The organism is Muricoccus vinaceus (genome assembly GCF_042433125.1).
GTDB lineage: Bacteria > Pseudomonadota > Alphaproteobacteria > Acetobacterales > Acetobacteraceae > Roseomonas > Roseomonas vinacea.
This window is the reverse complement of the sequence record NZ_JBHLVZ010000002.1, coordinates 374,029-392,459: the sequence shown is the minus strand read 5'-3', so window position 1 is coordinate 392,459 and position 18,431 is coordinate 374,029. Positions and strand designations below refer to the sequence as shown.

The following is an 18,431-nucleotide window of genomic DNA, read 5'->3' as shown; positions in this document are numbered from 1 at the left end:
GGCTCAGACCGGGGAGGCGGTGGGGCTGACCACGTCGAGCCAGGCGGCGATGGCGGCGGGCGGGGCGCGCCCGTCGCGGATGTCGTGGAGGCCGGCGGCGGCGAGCTGGACGCGGCAGACGGTGAAGGCCTGGCGCGGGCCGCGGCTGTTGTCCGTGAGGATGGCGGCGTCGGCCACGCGCAGGGCGCCCGCGATGGCGCGCTGGGTGCGGGGAAAGCGGGCGCGGAGCACCGGCTCGGCGACGCCGTGCCCGCCGCGCGCCACGCGGGTCTGGACGCGGAGCACCGAAAGGTCCGCGCTTTCCAGGCCGACGAAGAGCAGCAGCACGAAGTAGCCAGCGCGCTGCATGTCGCGGATCAGGTCGATCTTGGAGGCGACGCGGCCCTCGCCGAGGTCCTGCCAGTGGGAGAACACGGTTTCCACCGCGAAGGGGACCCGGGCGCCCATGGCATGGGCGACGAAGGCCTGCACGCCGCCCTGCGCCGCGGCCATCCAGCCGCGGTCGGTGTCGCGCAGCGCCGCGGCCCAGGGGGCGAGATGGCCGTCCGCGCCGGGCTCGGGCAGGATCGACAGCATCATGCGGTCGGCGTTGACCAGCGGAATGCGGAGGGTGTCGGCCAGCCGGCCGTACCACAGGGTGGACTTGCCGGAGCCGTTATGGCCGGCGAGCACCACGGCGAGCGGCTTCCTGGTCCGGGCCTGGGCGAGGCGGACCAGTTCGACCGCGTGGCGGAGGGTGGTCAACCCGTGACGGTGAAGCGGCCGTTCTGCAGGATGCCGCGCTCGGTCCTGCCGTTCAGCTTGCGGAGGAAGTGGCCGGGGCGCTCGGGGTCCGCCTCGAACAGGGGGACGTTCTTTCGCGCGGGGAGGCGGATGCCCGGGCGGAGCAGGGTTTCGCCGGTGCGGCGCAGGGCCTCGGTGCTGGATTCGAGGTTGCGGTCGAGATCGGACGGGGCGGGCTTGCGGGCGGTGACGCTGGCGGTGCCGAAGCGGATGCGGCGGCTGGCCGTGCCGGGCTTGGCCACGCTTGCCTTGGCGGGCGGATGGCGCGCGGGGGCCTTCGCCGGCTTCGGCGCGGACGATGCGGTGTTGGAGTGCATGTCCGATGGGGGCATGCTGCGAATATAGCGCCGGGGGGAGCCTGCTGCCAGTGTGGGGGTTGGTTGCGCCGATCGTGCCTGCCATGGGCCGGTGCCGCCGGCTGTTCGCCGGACGGGCGAGGATGGCGCTGCCGGGCGGCATGGCCGCGCTCGCGCTTCTGGGGGGCGGGCTGCTGGCGCTGGACCGGGCCTTTCCGCCGGACCTGTCGCGGCTGGAGGCGGTGGGGCGGGTGGTGGTGGACCGGGAGGGGCGGGTGCTGTCCGCCCTGCCGGCGCCGGGCGGGGTGTGGCGGCTTCCGGTGGGCGCGGCGGAGGTGCCGGGGCATCTGGTGGCGATGCTGGTGGCGGCGGAGGATCGCCGCTTCCGCTGGCATTTCGGCGTCGATCCGCTGGCGGTGATGCGCGCGGCGGCCCAGTGGGTGCGGGCGGGGCGGGTGGTTTCGGGCGGCTCCACGCTCTCGATGCAGGCGGCGCGGCTGCTGGAGCCCCGGCCGCGCACGCTGCGGAGCAAGGCCATCGAGGCGCTTCGGGCGGTGCAGCTCGAATGGCGCCTGGGCAAGCAGGGCGTGCTCGGCGCCTGGCTGACGCTGGCCCCCATGGGCGGCAACCTGGAGGGGGTGCGGGCGGGCTCGCTGGCCTGGTTCGGGCGGCCGGTGGAGCGGGTGGGGGTCGCGGAGGCCGCGCTGCTGGTGGCGGTGCCCCGCCGGCCCGAGGCGCTGCGGCCCGACCGGCACCCGGAGGCCGCCCTCGCGGCGCGGGATGCGATGCTGCGGCGGCGCGGCGCGGGCGCGCTGCCGGAATGGGAGCGGCTGGCGGCGGCCGCGGAGCCGGTGCCCCGCACCCGGCGGGCCATGCCCGGGCTGGCGCCGCATGTGTCGCGCGAGGTGGCCCGCGGGCAGGCGGCGCCGGTGGTGCGGACCACGCTGGATGCCGGGTTGCAGCGCGGCCTGGAGGCGCTGGCGGCGGAGGTGCTGCGCGGGCTGCCGGCGCGCGCCTCGGCCGCCGTGGTGGTGGCGGAGCTGGGGTCGCGCGAGGTGCGCGCGCTGGTGGCGGGGGACTGGCTGGCGGAGGGGCGCGCGGGGGCGCTGGACCTTTCGCGCGCGGTGCGCTCGCCGGGGTCGGCGCTGAAGCCGCTGCTCTATGCCATGGCCTTCGAGCGGGGGCTGGCCGGGCCGGGCACGGTGATGGAGGACCTGCCGCGCCGCTTCGGGGACTGGGCGCCGGAGAACTACGCGCGGGGCTTCTCGGGCCGGGTGACGGCGGCGGATGCGCTGCGGCAGTCGCTGAACCTGCCGGCCGTGGCGCTGATGGACGCGCTGGGGCCGCTGCGCTTCGCATCGGCGCTCAAGGCGCTGGGGGCGGTGCCGCGGCTGCCGCCGGGGGCGCCGGCCGCGCTGCCGCTGGCGCTGGGGGGCGTGGGCGTCACGCTGCGGGAGCTTGCGGGGGTGACGGCCGCGATCGGCGACGGCGGGCGGGCCGGGCGGCTGCGCGTGCGGCCCGGCCCGGCGGAGGCCGCGGGGCCGCCGGCCTCGGCACCGGTGCTGGGGCCGCGGGCGGCCGAGGCGGTGGCCGGGATCCTGGTGCAGCCCTTTCCCGGCGGCGGGCCGGAGGGGGTGGGCTGGAAGACCGGCACCTCCTGGGGCGGGCGGGATGCCTGGGCGGTGGGGTTCGACGCGCGGCACGTCGCGGGGGTCTGGGTGGGGCGGCCGGACGGGACGGCGATCCCGGGGGCGACGGGGCGGGGGCTGGCGCTGCCGGTGCTGGCGCGGGTCTTCGGGCTGCTGCCCGCGGCGCCGCGCCCGGGGGCGGTCGCGGCGCGGGTGGCGGCGGGTGGCCCCGCGGGGACGGTGGACGGGCTGCGGCTGCTGTTTCCGCCGGCCGGGGCGGTGATCGGGGAGGGATCGGTGGTGATCCGCGCGGCCGGGGGGCAGCGGCCGCTGTTCTTCCTGGTGGACGGCGTGCCCGTCGCCTCCGGCGCGGCGCGGCGGGAGGCGGGGTGGACCCCGCCGGGGCCCGGCTTCTACCGGGTGACCGTGCTGGACGCGGCGGGCGCCGCGGTCAGCGCGCCGGTGCGGGTGCGGGGCCCGGAATAGCGCGCCGCGGCGGGCGGATCAGGCCGTGCCGCGCACCGCCCAGGCGCGGGCGGTGAGCGCGATGCTGCCGTCCGGGGCGGTGGGCAGGGAGGCACGGAGAGCCTCGCGCAAGGCGGCGCGGCGGTCCTCGGGGAGGGACATGCAATAGGCGGGGGCGGGGGCCTGGCCGCCCAGGAAGGGGTTCCAGTAGTCGTCGAAGTCCGGGAAGACCGTGGGGATGCCGATGGAGGTGACCTCCACGCCGCGGAGGCCCGCCCCCTCGAACAGGTGCTGCAGGGCGCCGGGGCGGCAGAGGGCGAAGCGCAGGGCCTCGTCCTTCCCGCCCGCGCCCGCCGGGTCCAGCGCCGCGGCGGCGTCCCAGAAGCGGCGCATCATCTGCATGCCCTCCGCATAGTCCCAGACATAGGCGGCGACGGTGCCTCCGGGGCGGGTGGCGCGGCGCATCCCGGCGGCGGCGCGGGCCTGGTCCGGCACGAAGTTCAGCACGAGGCCGCTCACCACGGCGTCGAAGGCGGCGTCGTCCACGGGAAGGGCCTGGGCGTCGCCGTGGCGGAACCCGGCGCGCGGGTCGGGCAGGTGGCGGCGGGCATGGGCGAGGAAGCCCTCGGAGGGGTCGATGCCCAGCACCGAGGCCGGGGCATGGCGGTCGAGGATGGTGGCGGTAAGGGCGCCCGTGCCGCAGCCCACATCGAGCCAGCGCGCGCCGGGGGGAACGTCCAGCGCCCCCAGGAAAAGCGGCGCGACGCGGCGGCTCCAGCGGCCGACATAGGGCTCGTAGACCTCGCCGGCGGCCCAGAGGGCCGGCGGCGCGGCGGCGGGCGTGCCGCGAGCCTCCGCGCCGCGCCGCCCCTCAGGAGTCATGGGGAGGGCGGATGACCACCTCGAGGTAGTCGGAGGACACCACCAGCCCCGTGCCGCCGCCGCGGTCGAGGCGCTTCAGCAGTTCGAGCATGCCCCGTTCGAGCCTGCCCTGCGCCTCCGGTTCCAGGGCGAGGAAGGCCTTGTGGACGGGGCCGTAATAGGTGCGGAACACCTCCATCCAGTGGGCGGCGTCGCGGTAGCGGAAGTTGAAGACCCGGGGCGTGGCCTCGATGGCGGCGCGGGGGAACAGCTCGCGCAGGCGGTCTTCCGTGCCCCACAGGGCGGGGGAGCGGAGGCCCGGGGGCGGCGGGATGAAGCCGCCGAGCAGCCGGAAGAGCTGGCCGATGAAGCCGGCGGGCGTCCAGTTGGCCAGGCCGATGCGGCCGCCGGGGCGGCAGACGCGGCGCATCTCGGCGGCGGCCCTGTCCTGGTCGGGCGTGAACATCACGCCGAAGGTGGAGAGCACCACGTCGAAGGCGGCGTCGGGGAAGGGCAGCGCCTCGGCATCGGCGAACTGGAAGGCGATGGGCAGGCGGTTGGCCTCGGCGCGCGCGCGGCCGCGCTCCAGCAGGGCGGGCACGTAGTCGGTGGAGGTGACGTCGGCGAAGCGGCGGGCGGCGGCGAGGCTGGCATTGCCGTTGCCGCCGGCGACGTCCAGCACGCGCTCCCCGGCGCGGAGGTCGAGCGCCTCGCAGAGGCTCTCGCCCACGATCTGGAGGGTGGTGCCGATCAGGGCGTAGTCGCCGGAGGACCAGGCGCCCCTCTGGCGCGCCTTGAGGGCGGCGAGGTCGGGCGGCGTGGCCGGCGGCGGGGCGGCGGGAGAGGGGGCGGGTTCGGTGGACATGGGGATGATCCCATCCAGGTGCGCTTGCATCCGCGCGGCGAGCTTGGCACGCCCGCCCGGCGGCCTGCTGACACGTTCCTGCGAGAGCCGGGCGCCGGGTGGCGGCGCTGGGGTGGCCGGTCAGGTCATGCGGTCGAGGGTGCCGTCCCGCCGGACGAACTGGTGCCAGAGGGCGCCGGCGACGTGCAGCGCGATCATTCCCAGCAGGATCCAGCCCATCGCCGCGTGGGCGGAGGTGAGGGCTTCGGCCAGGGGGACGTTCTTGCCCACCGGGGCCGGGATGGGGACGAGGCCGTAGAGGGTGACGGGGAAGCCCCAGGCATTGGTGCCGAGGAAGCCGAGCACGGGCATCACCAGCAGCCAGAGATAGAAGGCCGCGTGGTTGGCACGGGCGAAGAGGCGCAGCGCGGCCGGCATGTCCGCGGGCAGCGGCGGGGCCGGGTGGCCGATGCGCCAGGCGAGGCGGGCGAGGGTGATGGCCAGGATGGTGAGGCCGACGCTTTCGTGGATGCTGTAGAGGCGGAGCCTGGTGGCCTCGTCCTCCGGCGCCGCGTGGGCGATCAGGAGGCCGAGGGTCGCGGCGGCGAGCACCAGCACCGCCGTGACCCAGTGGAAGGCGCGCGACGGGGCGTCGTAGCGCGCCCCGGCCCGCGCGGCGCCGGCTGGGGGGATGGCTTCGCGCACGGGCATCGAGGGCTCCTTCGGGCCGGCCTCAGGTCAGCGGGGGGGCTATGTGCTGGCGGAAGGCCGGGCGCTCGGCGAGGCGGGCGTACCAGGCGGCCATGCGCGGCAGGTCGGGGCGCGCTGGCAGGTCGATGCCGAACCAGCGGCGGGCATAGGCGCCGAGGACGATGTCGGCCAGCGTGGCGTTCTCCCCCTCCACGAAGGGAAGGCCGTGGGCGAGGTGAGCGTCCACGATGCGCCAGAGCTCCGCGGTGGCTTTCGCCGAGGCGTCGATGGCGGGCTGGTCGCGCTTCCCGGGGGGCGTGCGGACCATGCCCCAGAACAGGTTCCGCTCGGCGGGCTGGAGGGTGGAAAGGGTCCAGTCCAGCCAGCGGTCCACGCGGGCGCGGTGGGCGGCGCCCTCGGGGTAGAGGAGGCCCGCGGCGGAGCGCGGGTCGATCTCGATCCCGCGCAGCGCCAGGTAGCGCATGATGGCGTTGGATTCCCACAGGATGAGGTCGCCGTCCTGCACCGTGGGGATGCGGCCGTTCGGGTTCATCGCGCGGTATTCAGGCGTGTCCACCATGCCGTGCTGCATGCCGGCGTCGATGCGCTCGAAGGGGAGGCCGAGCTCGCCGCAGCACCAGAGGACCTTCTGCACGTTCACCGAGTTGGCGCGGCCCCAGATCTTCAGGGGCGCGCGCGCGGCGTTCGGGGCCGGGTGGGGCATGGGTCTCGCTCCCTCAGGCGGCGGCGTCGGCGGGGAGGTCGAAGGCCTCGGGGTAGCCGAAGAGGCCGACGGCGCCGCCGGTGTGGATGAACACCACGTTCTCGCCGGGCTTGAAGTGGCCGCGCCGCACGAGGTCGATCAGCCCCGCCATGCCTTTGCCGGAATAGACGGGGTCCAGGAGGATGCCCTCCTTCTCCGCCACCAGCTTCACGGCATCCGCCATGCCCTGCGTCGGGATGCCGTAGCCCTGGCCGACATAGTCGCAGTTGGCGGTCACGTGCTCTGCGCGGATGGTGCCGGGGGGAAGGCCGAGGTGGTCGGCCGTGCGGGTCGCCAGGGCGAGGACGTTGGCCTCCTGCTTCTCGCGCGGGGCGCGCACGCCGATGCCGAGAACGGGGATGCCGCTGTTGAGCCCGACGAGGCCCGCGACGAGGCCGGCCTGGGTGCCGGCGCTGCCGGTGGCGTGCACCACGTGGTCGATGCGCAGGTCCATGGCGGCGGCCTGGGCCACGAGTTCGAGGGCGGCGGCGACGTAGCCCAGCGCGCCCGTGGGGTTGGAGCCGCCGCCGGGGATGACGTAGGGGCGGCGCCCTTCCGCGCGGAGCCGCTCCGCCAGCGCCTCCATCTCGGCCTGCATGTCGGCGCCGCCGGGGCGGCGCGACACGGTGGCGCCGTGCAGCTTGTCCATCATGACGTTGGCGGAGCGGGTGTAGGCGGGGTCGGTGTAGCCCGTGCGGTCCTCCAGCAGGAGGTGGCATTCGAGGCCGAGCTTGGCCGCGGCGGCGGCGGTCTGGCGGGCGTGGTTGGACTGGGTGGCGCCCTGGGTGATGACGATGTCGGCGCCGGCGCCGCCATACTGGGCCATGGCGTCGGCCATCAGGTATTCGAGCTTGCGGGTCTTGTTGCCGCCGGTGGAGAGGCCGGTGCAGTCGTCGCGCTTGATCCAGAGGTTGGGGCCGCCCCCCGGTGCCGCCATCTGGCCGGCGAGGTGGCGGGACAGGTTCTCCATCGGCTCCAGCGGGGTCGGCATGTGGCCGAGGCGGATACGGGGGAAGCGGGCGAGATTCATGAGGGCGATGGCCTTGCCTGGACGTGCGTGCGCCCAGGTTAGGACGGTTCGGCGCCGCCGTGGAGCCGGGCCGGGCCGGCACCCCGGCCGCGGCGGCGGAAAAAGGGGTTCAGGAGCCGGGGCCCATGGCCGGGATGACCAGTTCCGCGAGGCGGCGCGACCCTTCGGCGGTGACGTGGCCGTAGTCGAACTGCAGCGGCCTGCCCTCGGCCGTCGTGGCCAGGCAATTGGCCTGGGCGCACATGATGTCCCAGAGCGAGACGTAGCGGGCGCCCCGGGACTGGGCCAGCGCCCGCATCTCCGCGTCCAGGCGCTTCAGGCGGGACAGGCGGTGCCGCCCCAGCAGGTCGTGGCCCGAGCGGAGCGAGTTGGCGACGAGGCGGGGCACCGCGGCCTCGTACTGGACGATGGGGCCGAGGAGGATGACCTTCACGCCGCGCCCGCGGGCCCAGTCCAGCGTCTCGGCCAGGCCGGGCAGGTCGGCCTGTTCCCACTTCGCCGCCAGCACCAGGGCTTCCACCGCGTTGGAGGGAAGGTATTCGCGGAGCGCGTGGTCGACCACCATGCGGCACTCGTTCCAGGCTCTCGGCGCGGCGCGCAGCGTGGGGCGGCAGCCGGACGCGGTGGCCTGCATGATGTTGGCATCGGGGATGATCTGCTCCAGCCCGCGCCAGAGATGGGCGGCGTGGCTGTCCCCGAGCAGGAGGAAGTTGCGCTCGCTGGCCGAGCGGGCGAGGCAGACCTCCTTGCGGAAGTTCTGGAAGGTGAAGCCGGAGGAGATCATGCAGGTGCCGGCGCGGTAGTTGGCGCGCGGGTTGTAGTCCAGGAAGGCCGCGGCCTCGCGCGCGCCGGGCGGGAAGCGGGAGGGGTATCCGCCCGACCCGATCACCACCGCGGCGGCCGCGGCCAGCGCGGCGCTGCCGCCGCCGGCCGCGCGGAACAGGGCGGCGCGGCCCACGCGCTGGCGGGAGCGGAAGGGCTTCTCGACGAAGTGCCAGCTCGCGGCGCCCGCGAGGATGGAGGCGGCGAGGATGACGAGGGTCTCGACCAAGGTGTTGCCGCGGGAGACGAGAAAGGCGTCCGCCCGCTGGAAGACGATGACCGGCCAGTGCCAGAGATAGATGGAGTAGGACATCAGGCCGGTGAGCACGAGCGGCCTGGCCGAGAGCGCGCGCCCCACCGCCGTCGGCCCCGCGCCGCCGGCGGCGATGACGCAGGCCGCGCCGAGGCAGGGAAGCAGGGCGGCGGTGCCGGGAAAGGTGGTGTGCTCGGTGAAGGCGAGGATGGCGGTGAGCACCATTGCGGCGCCGAGCGCGGCGACGGCCGAGCGCACGCGCGCGTTTTCCAGCAGGGGAAAGCGGTAGAGGCCGACGAGCATGCCCAGCAGCAGCTCCCAGGCGCGGGTCGGCAGCAGGTAGAAGGTTGCGTCGGGATAGGCCTTGATCGCGACCATGCTCAGAGCGAGCGAGGCGGCGGCCGAGGCCAGCACGAAGGGGCGCAGCGCGCGTGGCATGAAGCGGTGCACGAGGACGATGGCGGGCGGCAGCAGGAGGTAGAACTGCTCCTCCACCGCGAGCGACCATGTGTGCAGCAGCGGCTGGCTTTCCGCGGGGGTGTCGAAGTAGTCGGTGTTGCGCTGGAAGTGGATGTTGGAGAGCGACAGCAGGGCGGCGAGCGAGGAGCGCCCGAGTTCCGTCATCTCCGCCGGCATCGCGAAGCGCGCGCCGAGCAGGAGCGTGCCCGCCAGCATGACCAGGAAGGCCGGAAGGATGCGCCGGATGCGGCGCTCGTAGAAGTCGCGAAAGGTGAAGGTGCCGGCGCAGACCTGGCCGTGCACGAGCGAGCCGATCAGGAAGCCCGAGATCACCAGAAAGACATCCACGCCGACATAGCCGCCGCCGAGCGCGCCGATGTCCGCGTGGAAGGCGACAACGGAAAGCACGGCGATGGCGCGCAGGCCGTCGATGTCGGCGCGATAGGGCAGGTGCGCGCCCTGTGCGACGGGAAGGGGTAAGAGGTGGCGAATCCGCCCACGGCATTCATGGAGGAATGCGGGATTCATTCTCAAAAAGGGTGTTCCGCTGCCGAGGCAGGCGAAGCCGCATGAGCAGGAGCCGTCTTGCGGTCGCGTGCAATGCGTGATCCGGCGGATCGGCGGCCGGAAGAGCCACCCGGAATTTCACCGGGTCCGGGCGAATAAGTGATTGATAGGTGGGCTGTTGCGGGGCGGCAAGCGGATCGCACCCAGCCGGGGCTCACGTTGTCGGGACCGCCGTGGCGGACCGGCGCCTGTGTCGCGCCCCGTTGGCGCAGCCTGGTTCCGGGTCAGGCGCCGCCGGAGGCCGAGGGTGGCGCGGTCCAGGTGATCAGGAAGGTGGTGCCGGGGCCGGGCCGGTGCTCGATGGTGGCGCCGATGCCGCGCAGCAGCGTGTCCACCACCGTCATGCCCAGGCCGCGGCGGGAGGAGACGGGCATGCCCGCGCCGTTGTCCGAAACCTGCAGGGTGAAGCCGGGGCCTTCGTCCGGGCCGGGAAGGGTTGGCCGCAGGACGATGCGCACGGTGCCGCCGGCGCCCTCGGGGAAGGCGTATTTCAGCGCGTTGGTGGCCAGCTCGTTCACCACCAGGGCGAGCTTCACGGCGATGTCCGCCGGAACCTCCAGGGGCGCGAGGTCGGTGACCACCACGATGCCCTGGCCTTGCCCCCGCTGGACCTGTCCGCCTTGTTCCCGGTGGCCCTGCTCCCCCTGCGGCTGGAACCCGTCGCGCGCGGCGAGCGCGCGGGCGAAGCGCTCCAGCGTCTGGTCGAGGGAGACAGTCGCCCCGCCGCCGTCGTGCAGCAGCTCGTAGGTGGTGGCGATGGCCACCATGCGGTCCTGCGCCGCCCGCAGCGCCCGCAGCGCCGCGTGGTCGGAAAGCTGGCGTTCCTGCAGGCGCAGGAAGGAGGCGACCAGGGCGAGGTGGTTCTTGATGCGGTGATGCGCCTCGCGCAGCAGCATGTCGCGGAGGCGGATGGCTTCGTCGCGCGTGGCGCGCGCGGCGCCGAGGCGGCGGATCAGGGCGGCGATGTCGGCGGCGCCGCTCTCGGCGGCGGCCCCGTCCGGGAAGGGGCCGTCCGGCGCCTCCAGCCGCCGGGTCGCGGCCTCGAGCGGAATGACGACGAAGCGCTGCGCGGACCAGAAGAGGGCGCCCATGCCGCCCATCAGCACGGCGGCGAGGAGCAGCGGGGGCAGCACCACGTCCGCCCGTCCGCCCGCCTCGATCACGGATTGGGGGATGGCCGCGATCAGCGACAGCTCGTCCGTCGCGCGGGCCTCGATCCAGAGCTGGCCGCCCTCCGTCGCGATGCCGGCCTCGGTGGGCAGGGGTGCGAGGAAGGAGGCGTGCAGGGCCTCGGGCAAGGGGGGAAGGGGCTGGTCCGGGCCGATCAGGCCGGCGCTGCTGCCGTCGGCGTCCAGCAGCCAGGCGCGCATGCCCTCGACCTCGGGCGGCTGGCGGATGGCCACGGCGCGCAGCGCGGGGAGGGAAATGGAGGCCGTGACCACCCCGGCATGCCGGGCGCCGCGCTGGATCGGGTGGCCCAGGCCGATGGCGGCGCCGAGGCCGGAGGCGGCGTTGTTCAGGGAGCCCGTGACCGAACGCCCCGTCCGCTCCGCGGTGAGGACCACCGGGGGCGCGGACTGCTGCCCGATCGCCGAGGGCAGGGTGGAGCAGGCGATGCGCCGCTCCGCGTCGAAGACGAAGAGGTGGCTGACGATCGCGTCCATCGCGAGGTGGGTGGCGTTCAGCAGCCGGTTGCAGCCATCCACGCCGAGCGCCAGCGGGTCCGCCGCGGCGAGCACCGAGACGCCCTGGCGCGCCTGGGCGAGGGCGCTCCCCACGCGATCCGCCACGCGGCGGGTTTCGGCCAGGGCGAGGTCCGCGTTGCGCGCCGAGAGGGTGCTGGCCTGCCAGGCCGTGAAGGCGGCGGCGCCGAGCAGCACCACGAGGGAGATGCCGCCATAAACCAGGGCGAGGCGCTGGCGGAGGGTCCATCCGCGGCGCGGGTCGCGTGGGGCAGCGCCTTTCTGGACGCTCGCGCCCGATCCGGGTGGGAAGCCTTGCCGGGCTTCCGGTCCGCTTGCCCATCCGCCATAGCCGGCGGGTTCTCCGGCCGGCCCGTGGACGGGCCGGCTGCCTGTGCCGCCGGGAAGCTGTGGGCGCACCTTGTGGCTGCCCTCGGGCATGGCGCTCCGTCCTCGCCCCTGCGGTTTGGCAGGGGCCGAGCGGCCAAGTCAAACCCCCGTGACACGGCCCGGCGGCGGGAGGGCTTCCGGCCCGCCCGGCGCCGCCATGCCGCAGCGGGAGAAGGCCCCGGCCATGGCGGCGGGCACCGCGGCGGTGGCGGCGAGCGGCGGGTCCAGGGGCAGGGCGATGGAGCGGGCCAGGAGGTGCATGGGCGCCGCGGCACCCGCCCGCCCGTAGAGGGGGTCGCCCAGGATGGGGCAGCCGAGATGGGCGCAGTGGACGCGCAGCTGGTGGGTGCGGCCGGTGGCCGGGCGCAGCTCCAGCCAGGCCATGGGGGGCTGGCCCGGCGGTGCCGTGCCGAGCACGCGCCAGGCGGTGCGGGCGGGCTGGCCCCCGGGGTGCACCTCCATGCGCCAGCCCTGGGCCGCTGTGCTGGTTTTCCTGAGGGGGGCGTCCAGGGTGCCGGCGGCGGCGCCGGGGATGCCCGTGACCACGGCCCAGTAGGTCTTCTCCGCCCGGCGGTCGGCGAAGAGGGCGCCCAGCGCCCCGAGGGACGGCCTGGTGCGGCCGAGCACGAGGCAGCCGGCCGTGTCCGTGTCCAGCCGGTGGACGGGCTGGGGCGGGTGGCGGCGGCCGAGCTGAAGCAGGGGCAACCAATCGGCCAGGCTGGGCTTGGGTGGCTGGCCGCCTGCTTGCCCGGGCCGGGGGCGGCCGGGATCGAGGGGAAGGCCCGCGGGCTTGTCGATCACCATGGCATCGGGCCGGATGTGCAGGATTCGCGCGGCGAGCCAGCCGGGCAGGGAAGAGGGGTCGCGCATGGCGGATCGGGGGACTTCCGGTGAGGGAACGGGTGTAGCGGGCGGGGGGGCGCTGGTCATCTGCGTGGGCCAGGTGGTGACGGACCACACCTTCCGGGTGGACGAGGTGGAGCCGCCGCCCTCCAAGACCACCGCGCGGTCCTATGCGATGAGCGTGGGCGGTCTTTCGGCCAATGCCGCCATCGCGGTGGCGCGGCTGGGCGGGCGCGCCGTGTTCTGGGGAAGGGTCGGGCGCGACGAGGCCGGGGAGGAGCTGAAGCACGCGCTGGAGGCCGAGGGGGTGGATGCCGGCGGGCTGATCATGGCCGAGGGTGCGCGCACGCCGCTTTCCGCGGTGATCGTGGACAAGGTGGGGGAGCGGAGCATCGTGACCTACCGGGGCGAGCGGCTGCCGAGCGATCCCTCCGGCCTGCCGCTGGACCGGCTCTCGGAGGCGGGATGCGTGCTCTGCGACCCGCGCTGGCCGGAGGCCGCGGCGCTGGCCTTCGCCCGCGCGCGCGAGATCGGCGTGCCCAGCGCGATGGACGCCGAGAAGAGCGAGGAGCGGCTGCTGCGCCAGCTCGTGCCGCTGACCGACCACGCGATCTTCGCCAAGACCGGGCTTTCCATCTTCGCGCCCGGCGTGCCGCCCGAGGAGGGGCTCGCGCGGGCGCTCCAGGCCGGGCCGCTGAAGCTGGCCGCGGTGACGCTGGGGGAGAAGGGGACGCTGTGGCTGGCGCCGGGGATGGAGGCGCCGGCGCGGCGCCCGGCCTTTCCGGTGGATGCCACCAACACCACCGGCGCCGGGGACGTGTTCCACGGGGCCTTCGCGCTCGCCATCGCGGAGAAGCAGGGGATGGAGGAGGCGCTGCGCTTCGCCTCCGCCGCCGGGGCGCTGCGGGCACGGGACGGGAAAACCCCGGACCGGGCGGCGCTGGAGGAGCTGCTGGCGGGTGAAACGGACAGGCCGTCCATCCGGGTGCGGCGCAAGGCCTGACGGGGGCTTTCCCGGCAGGGCCGGGGGGCGGCGCGTCGTTGCGGCCGCGGGCTGTTCGAGGGGCCCGCGCGGCTGGTAGCCTGGGCGCCCCATTCCCTGCCGGGCGCCGCCGCCATGTCCGACACCTCCGCCTCGCCGCCGCGCCCGGCCTCCGCCACGCGCTTCCTGCCGGGCGATCCCGTGCCGATGTTCCATGCCGCGACCGACGGCAACCCGCGCTACGCCTTCGACAGCGTGGCCGGGCGCTACGTGCTGCTGGCCTTTCTCGGCTCATCCTCCCACCCGGCCTCGGCCGCCGCGTGGGAGGCCCTGGGCCGGGCGCGGGTGGAAGGGCTGTTCGACGACGCGCGGGCCTGCGCCTATGCCGTGACCGCCGACCCCGCGGATGCGGCGCCGCGGCTGGCGGATGCGGTGCCGGGGCTGCGCGTGTTCCGCGACCACGACCTGGCCGTCAGCCGCGCCTTCGGCGCCTATGCCGCGCCCGCCGTGGAAGGGGAGAAGCCCGTCTATTCCCCCTTCGCGCTGCTGCTGGACCCGATGCTGCGGGTGTTGGCGCACGCGCCGGTGGCGGAGATCGGGGCGCTCCTCGCGGCGCTGGCCGCGCTGCCCCCGCCCGCGCTGCATTCGGGGGCGGAGGTTCCCGCTCCGGTGCTGGTGCTGCCGCGCGTTCTGGAGCCCGACTTCTGCCGCGGGCTCATCGACATCTACGAGGCGCATGGCGGCACCGAGAGCGGCTTCATGCGCGACGTGGACGGGCGGACGGTGCCGCAGATCGATTCCGGCCATAAGCGGCGCAAGGACCACGTGATCGCGGACGAGGCCGTGCGGGCCGCGCTGCGCGAGCGGCTGGTGCGGCGGCTGGTGCCGGAGATCCGCCGTTCCTTCCAGTTCCAGGCGACGCGGATCGAGCGCTATATCGTCGCCTGCTACGACGCCGCCGATGGCGGGCACTTCCGCGCGCACCGTGACAACACCACGCGCGGCACGGCGCACCGGCGCTTCGCCGTCAGCATCAACCTGAACGACTCCTTCGAGGGCGGCGACCTGTGGTTCCCCGAATTCGGGCCGAGGCTCTACCGCCCGCCGCCGGGCGGGGCGGTGGTGTTCTCCTGCTCGCTGCTGCACGAGGCAACGCGGGTGAGGGAGGGCGTGCGCTTCGCGACCCTGCCCTTCCTGTACGACGAGGCCGCGGCGAAGGTGCGGGAGGAAGGGCGGCGCTTCCTGGGACTGCCCGCGGAGGCGTAGCGGCCGGGCCGGCGCCTCAGCGCGCGATGCGTGGCGGGAGGTCGGGGATGATGCCGTGGCCGTCCCACCGGCGGATGCGCTCCACCTCCACGGCGTTCGGGTTTTCCGTGGCCAGGGCGGGGGAGGCGGCGACCGAGGCGGCGCGGGCGCGGCCCATCTCGCGCTCCGCGACGACCTGGCGGAAGCTTTCTCCGGGGTCGAGGCGGGTGACGGCGAAGGCCGCGACCTCGATGTGGAGCAGGGCGCGGGCGCGGGCGCGGAGTTCCTCGGTGAGCGCGGCCTGGAGGGCGGCGGCGTCGCGGATGGCGGCTTCCAGGCCGGTGCGGCCCAGCACGGCCTGCACGGAGGCGGCCATGAGCGGGGGCATCAGGTCCGCGTCGCCGCGGATATGGCCGAAGCGCCAGCGCAGGTCGGCTTCCTCCCCGTGGTGCCAGAAGGCGGTGCCGAAGACCGTGACCGCGTGGCCCTCGGCGGACAGCGCGGGCATGCCGCGGTCCGGCGCGCTGCGGTCGGTGGTGGCGAGCGCCATGTCGATGACCGAGAGGGATTCGCTCCAGGGATTGGCCAGGGCGAACTGGCCGGGGCCGTAAACCGCCACGACCTCGCCCCCGCGGCTGACCAGGATGCGCTGCGCGGCGCCGGGGCGGATGCTGACCGCGCGGTCCAGCATCAGGGCGGCGATGACGAGGCCGGCGATGGCGAGGCAGATCAGGGTGGTGCGGGGGCGGCGCTGCACGGCGCGCACGGCGGCCGGGGCGGGGTCGTGGCTGTCCCGAGGCATGGTGGCGGCGCGCATTCCCTGTTCCGAGGCCGCCCGGGCATTCGGAGGGAGCGGGCCCGGGCGTGGGGTCTCAACCCCTGGACCGGGTGCGGGTTTTGCCGGGGATGGCCGGTTCGTTCCGGGTTGCGAAACAAACCGGCCGGGGCTGCCGCCCGGGGCTCAGGCGGCCTTGGGCAGGATGCGGCTTTCCTCGGCCCAGTCGAAGTAGAGGCGCCGGGCCTCGGCGGCGACGAGGCCGGGCTGCATGTGGTTCTCGGCGTAGCGGGTGCAGGGCTGGACCTTGCCGAAGTTGCCCGTCGCGAAGATCTCGTCGGCCGTGTCGAGCATGGCCGTGGTCACGATGCATTCGCGCACCTCGCGGCCCGATCTGCGCAGGAGGTCCATGATGCGGGCGCGGGTGATGCCGGCGAGGAAGGTGCCGTTGGCGGCGGGCGTCATCACCACGCCGTCCTTGACCATCATGATGTTGGCCGAGGCGAATTCGGCGACGTTGCCGGCCTCGTCCAGCACCACGGCCATGTCGAAGCCGTGCTTCTTCGCCCAGGCGGTGGCGCGGGCGGAGTTGGGGTAGAGGGCGCTGGCCTTGGAATCCGTGGGCGCCATGTCGGCCGCGGGGCGGCGGAAGGGGGCGGTGATCGCGGAGAAGCCGGTCGCGGGCGGCAGGGGGGCGTCGTAGACCGAGAGGATGAACTCGGTGCTTTCGGGGTCAGGCTGGGCGGCGCCGAGGCCGCGGCGGACAAAGAACATCGGCCGGATGTAGAGCTCGGCGTCCGGGGGCATGCGGCGGACGCCCTCGCGGCAGAGCTCCTCGATCTGCTCCGCGGTCATGGTGGGTTCCATGAGCATGTTGCGCGCGGACTGGACGCAGCGGCGGCAGTGCAGGTCGAGGTCGGGCACGGTGCCGCGGATGGCGCGCGCGCCGTCGAAGATGACGGAGCCGAGCCAGAAGGCGTGGTCCATGGGGCCGAGGACCTTGGGCTCCTCGGTGGACCAGTTGCCGAGATGCCAGAAGACGCCGGCCATGTGTTCTCTCCCGCGCGGTGAAAGGAGCCGGTGACCCGGCAGAGGGTGCGGACCCTGCCATGCCGGGGGGCAGGGGGTGAAGGGGGCAGCGCGCGGGGAACCGGTGCCCGCGGCGGCGCCCCGGCGTGGGTCGTCGCCCCTGCCACCCGCCGCGGAGTTTGTTCTGGAAGGCCGAACCCGCTATCGGCTACGAACGATTGCACCGGCCCGCAGCCGCGCGCTTCGCTGGGCTGGGACGATTGCTGGCCCATGCTGTGGTCTTCGCCGCGGGCACGCCTGGAGGGACGATGCCGCGGGACCAACGGGAACTGCATGCCCTGGCGCGCGCCGAGGGGCGCCGGCGCCGCGGGGTGGACGACCTGCTTCTGGCGGCCTCCGCCGTGATCCCGCTGCTGATCTTCCTGGGCGTGGCGGCGCATGATTATTCGCGGACGCTGGCGGCCGCCGAGCGCGACCTCCGCTCCACCGCCGAGACGCTGGCCGGGCACGCGCGCAACGTGTTCCGCTTCGAGGCGCTGGCGCTGGGGGCCACGGAGGAGTGGCTGCGCGGGCTTTCGGAGGCGGAGATCCTCGCGGAGCCCGGGTTGTTCCATGAACGGCTGCGCTCGCTGAAGCGTTTCGCGGGGGACGAGCTCGGCATCACCGTGATCGGGACCGACGGGAGGCCGCTGGTCGATTCCGAGCGCCCGGTGCCGCCGCGCGGGATCGACGTCAGCGACCGGCCGTATTTCCGTTGGCACCAGGAGCACCCGGAGATCGTGCCCTATGTCGCGGCGCCCCTGCGCAGCCGGGTGAGCGGGGAGCCGCTGTTCTTCCTGACCCTGCGGCGGGCCGGGCAGGACGGGCGCTTCGCGGGGGTGATCGCGGCGGCGATCCGGCAGAGCAGCTTCACCGCCTACTGGGACCGCGCCGCGTCCGACCCGCGCGATGCCATCGCCCTGCTCCGCGGGGACGGGCTGCTGCTCGCGCGGAGGCCGGCGCTCGACCCCGACCAGCCGCGGCACGTCGATCCGGACGGGCCGGTCGGGCGCGCCTTGGCGGCCGGCGAGGACGGCGTGTTCCGCGGCACCTCGCCGCTGGACGGGGTGGACCGCCTCTACGTGCTGCGCCGGGTCGAGGGTTTCCCGGCCTTCCTGGTGCACGGGAAACCCCATGCCGCGATCGTCGCGCCCTGGCACGGGAGGGTGGTGGTGTATGGCGTGCTGGCCGGCGGGGCGGCGGCGGCGCTGCTCTCGCTCGCGGCGCTGTCGAGGCGGCAGGCGCGCGAGCTGGACCGGCTCAACGCGCAGCTGGAGCGGCGGGTGGAGGAACGGACGGCGGAGATCCATGCCGGCGAGGCGCGGCTCCGCCTCCTCACGCGGGAGGTGGACCACCGGGCGAAGAACGCGCTCTCGGTGGTGCAGGCAGCGCTGCGGCTGACGCCGAGGACGGACATCGCGAGCTTCGTGGCGTCGGTGGAGGGGCGGGTGCTGGCGCTGGCGCGGGCGCAGACGCTGCTGGCCGCCGACCAGTGGCGCGGCGTAAGCCTGCAGCAGTTGCTGCGGACGGAGCTGGAGCCCTTCGTCGCGCGCGGGGGGGCGGGGCCGTCGGCGGAGCTGGAGGGGCCTTCCGTGCTGTTGCCGCCGGTGGTGATCCAGCCGATGGCCATGGTGGCGCACGAGCTCGCCACCAATGCGGTGAAGCACGGCGCGCTGGCCGCGCCCGGCGGGCGGGTGCTGATCTCGTGGGAGGTCTCGTCCGACCCGGACGGGGCGGGCGGCGAGGTCCCGCGCCGGCTGCGGCTGCGCTGGGTGGAGCGCGACGGGCCGGATGTGGCGGGCCCCCCCACCCGGCGCGGCTTCGGCACCCGGGTGCTGGAATCGGTGGTGCGCGGGCAGCTCGGCGGGACGATCGACATGCGCTGGGAACCCGGCGGGCTGGTTTCGGCGATCGAGGTTCCGCTCTTGGCCGAGGAGCGCGGGAGGAACGCCATGGGTGCGGGCGCGGCGTGACGGCCCGGCTGC

The 18,431-nt window shown here is 74.9% G+C and carries 16 protein-coding genes and 1 other annotated feature; of the genes, 4 read left to right on the top strand and 12 right to left on the bottom strand.

Features of this window, described 5'->3' with window-relative positions:
* Positions 1-3 precede the first annotated feature (3 nt).
* Positions 4-744 carry a hypothetical protein gene (locus ACFFIC_RS03620; protein WP_377048708.1) on the bottom strand — a complete coding sequence of 247 codons (741 nt, stop codon included), beginning with the start codon at positions 742-744 and terminating at the stop codon, positions 4-6.
* On the bottom strand, positions 741-1,100 hold the full coding sequence (locus ACFFIC_RS03615) for a hypothetical protein (protein ID WP_377048707.1): 360 nt from the start codon (positions 1,098-1,100) through the stop codon (positions 741-743). The genes ACFFIC_RS03620 and ACFFIC_RS03615 overlap by 4 nt, the downstream gene beginning before the upstream one ends.
* 122 nt (positions 1,101-1,222) lie before the next feature.
* On the opposite strand from ACFFIC_RS03615, the gene pbpC reads away from it, so the two are divergent.
* Positions 1,223-3,193: a penicillin-binding protein 1C gene (gene pbpC, locus ACFFIC_RS03610; RefSeq protein ID WP_377048705.1), complete on the top strand. Its 1,971-nt coding sequence runs from the start codon at positions 1,223-1,225 to the stop codon at positions 3,191-3,193.
* Between the two features lie 18 nt (positions 3,194-3,211).
* On the opposite strand, the gene ACFFIC_RS03605 is transcribed toward pbpC, so the two are convergent.
* From ACFFIC_RS03605 to ACFFIC_RS03570, 8 genes are all read right to left on the bottom strand, one after another.
* Positions 3,212-4,054: a class I SAM-dependent methyltransferase gene (locus ACFFIC_RS03605; protein WP_377048703.1), complete on the bottom strand. Its 843-nt coding sequence runs from the start codon at positions 4,052-4,054 to the stop codon at positions 3,212-3,214.
* The gene (locus ACFFIC_RS03600) at positions 4,044-4,898 is read right to left on the bottom strand and encodes a class I SAM-dependent methyltransferase (RefSeq protein WP_377048702.1); all 855 of its coding nucleotides are present in this window, start codon (positions 4,896-4,898) and stop codon (positions 4,044-4,046) included. The genes ACFFIC_RS03605 and ACFFIC_RS03600 overlap by 11 nt, the downstream gene beginning before the upstream one ends.
* Before the next feature lie 120 nt (positions 4,899-5,018).
* Positions 5,019-5,588: a cytochrome b gene (locus ACFFIC_RS03595; RefSeq protein WP_377048701.1), complete on the bottom strand. Its 570-nt coding sequence runs from the start codon at positions 5,586-5,588 to the stop codon at positions 5,019-5,021.
* Positions 5,589-5,610: 22 nt separating this feature from the next.
* Positions 5,611-6,291 carry a glutathione S-transferase family protein gene (locus tag ACFFIC_RS03590; protein ID WP_377048700.1) on the bottom strand — a complete coding sequence of 227 codons (681 nt, stop codon included), beginning with the start codon at positions 6,289-6,291 and terminating at the stop codon, positions 5,611-5,613.
* 13 nt (positions 6,292-6,304) lie between these two features.
* On the bottom strand, positions 6,305-7,360 hold the full coding sequence (gene cuyA / locus ACFFIC_RS03585; protein WP_377048699.1) for a D-cysteate sulfo-lyase: 1,056 nt from the start codon (positions 7,358-7,360) through the stop codon (positions 6,305-6,307).
* A gap of 109 nt (positions 7,361-7,469) precedes the next feature.
* Positions 7,470-9,422 carry an acyltransferase family protein gene (locus ACFFIC_RS03580; protein ID WP_377048698.1) on the bottom strand — a complete coding sequence of 651 codons (1,953 nt, stop codon included), beginning with the start codon at positions 9,420-9,422 and terminating at the stop codon, positions 7,470-7,472.
* 75 nt (positions 9,423-9,497) lie between these two features.
* Positions 9,498-9,553, bottom strand: a sequence feature (sul1 is cis-regulatory element that is thought to sense ions involved in sulfur or methionine metabolism; They are found in Alphaproteobacteria).
* 132 nt (positions 9,554-9,685) lie between these two features.
* Entirely contained in the window at positions 9,686-11,584 is a 1,899-nt protein-coding gene (locus ACFFIC_RS03575) for a sensor histidine kinase (RefSeq protein WP_377048697.1), read from the bottom strand.
* A gap of 48 nt (positions 11,585-11,632) precedes the next feature.
* Positions 11,633-12,403, bottom strand: coding sequence for an RluA family pseudouridine synthase (locus ACFFIC_RS03570; RefSeq protein WP_377048696.1), 771 nt, complete (start codon positions 12,401-12,403; stop codon positions 11,633-11,635).
* Between ACFFIC_RS03570 and ACFFIC_RS03565 the strand changes: the two genes are divergently transcribed.
* Both ACFFIC_RS03565 and ACFFIC_RS03560 read left to right on the top strand, forming a co-directional pair.
* Positions 12,402-13,379 (top strand): PfkB family carbohydrate kinase, encoded by a 978-nt coding sequence (locus ACFFIC_RS03565; RefSeq protein WP_377048695.1) that lies wholly within the window; start codon positions 12,402-12,404, stop codon positions 13,377-13,379. The two genes, ACFFIC_RS03570 and ACFFIC_RS03565, sit on opposite strands and share 2 nt — an antisense overlap.
* Positions 13,380-13,493: 114 nt before the next feature.
* A complete protein-coding gene (locus ACFFIC_RS03560) occupies positions 13,494-14,624 on the top strand; it encodes a 2OG-Fe(II) oxygenase (protein ID WP_377048694.1) in 1,131 nt (376 codons plus the stop codon).
* Between the two features lie 16 nt (positions 14,625-14,640).
* On the opposite strand, the gene ACFFIC_RS03555 is transcribed toward ACFFIC_RS03560, so the two are convergent.
* Together ACFFIC_RS03555 and ACFFIC_RS03550 are read right to left on the bottom strand one after the other, a co-directional pair.
* Complete coding sequence (locus tag ACFFIC_RS03555; RefSeq protein WP_377048693.1) at positions 14,641-15,420, bottom strand: SPFH domain-containing protein; 780 nt, start codon at positions 15,418-15,420, stop codon at positions 14,641-14,643.
* Between the two features lie 144 nt (positions 15,421-15,564).
* Positions 15,565-16,428, bottom strand: coding sequence for a branched-chain amino acid aminotransferase (locus tag ACFFIC_RS03550; RefSeq protein ID WP_377048691.1), 864 nt, complete (start codon positions 16,426-16,428; stop codon positions 15,565-15,567).
* A gap of 287 nt (positions 16,429-16,715) precedes the next feature.
* On the opposite strand from ACFFIC_RS03550, the gene ACFFIC_RS03545 reads away from it, so the two are divergent.
* Positions 16,716-18,419, top strand: coding sequence for an HWE histidine kinase domain-containing protein (locus ACFFIC_RS03545; protein ID WP_377048690.1), 1,704 nt, complete (start codon positions 16,716-16,718; stop codon positions 18,417-18,419).
* The last annotated feature ends 12 nt before the right edge of the window (positions 18,420-18,431 follow it).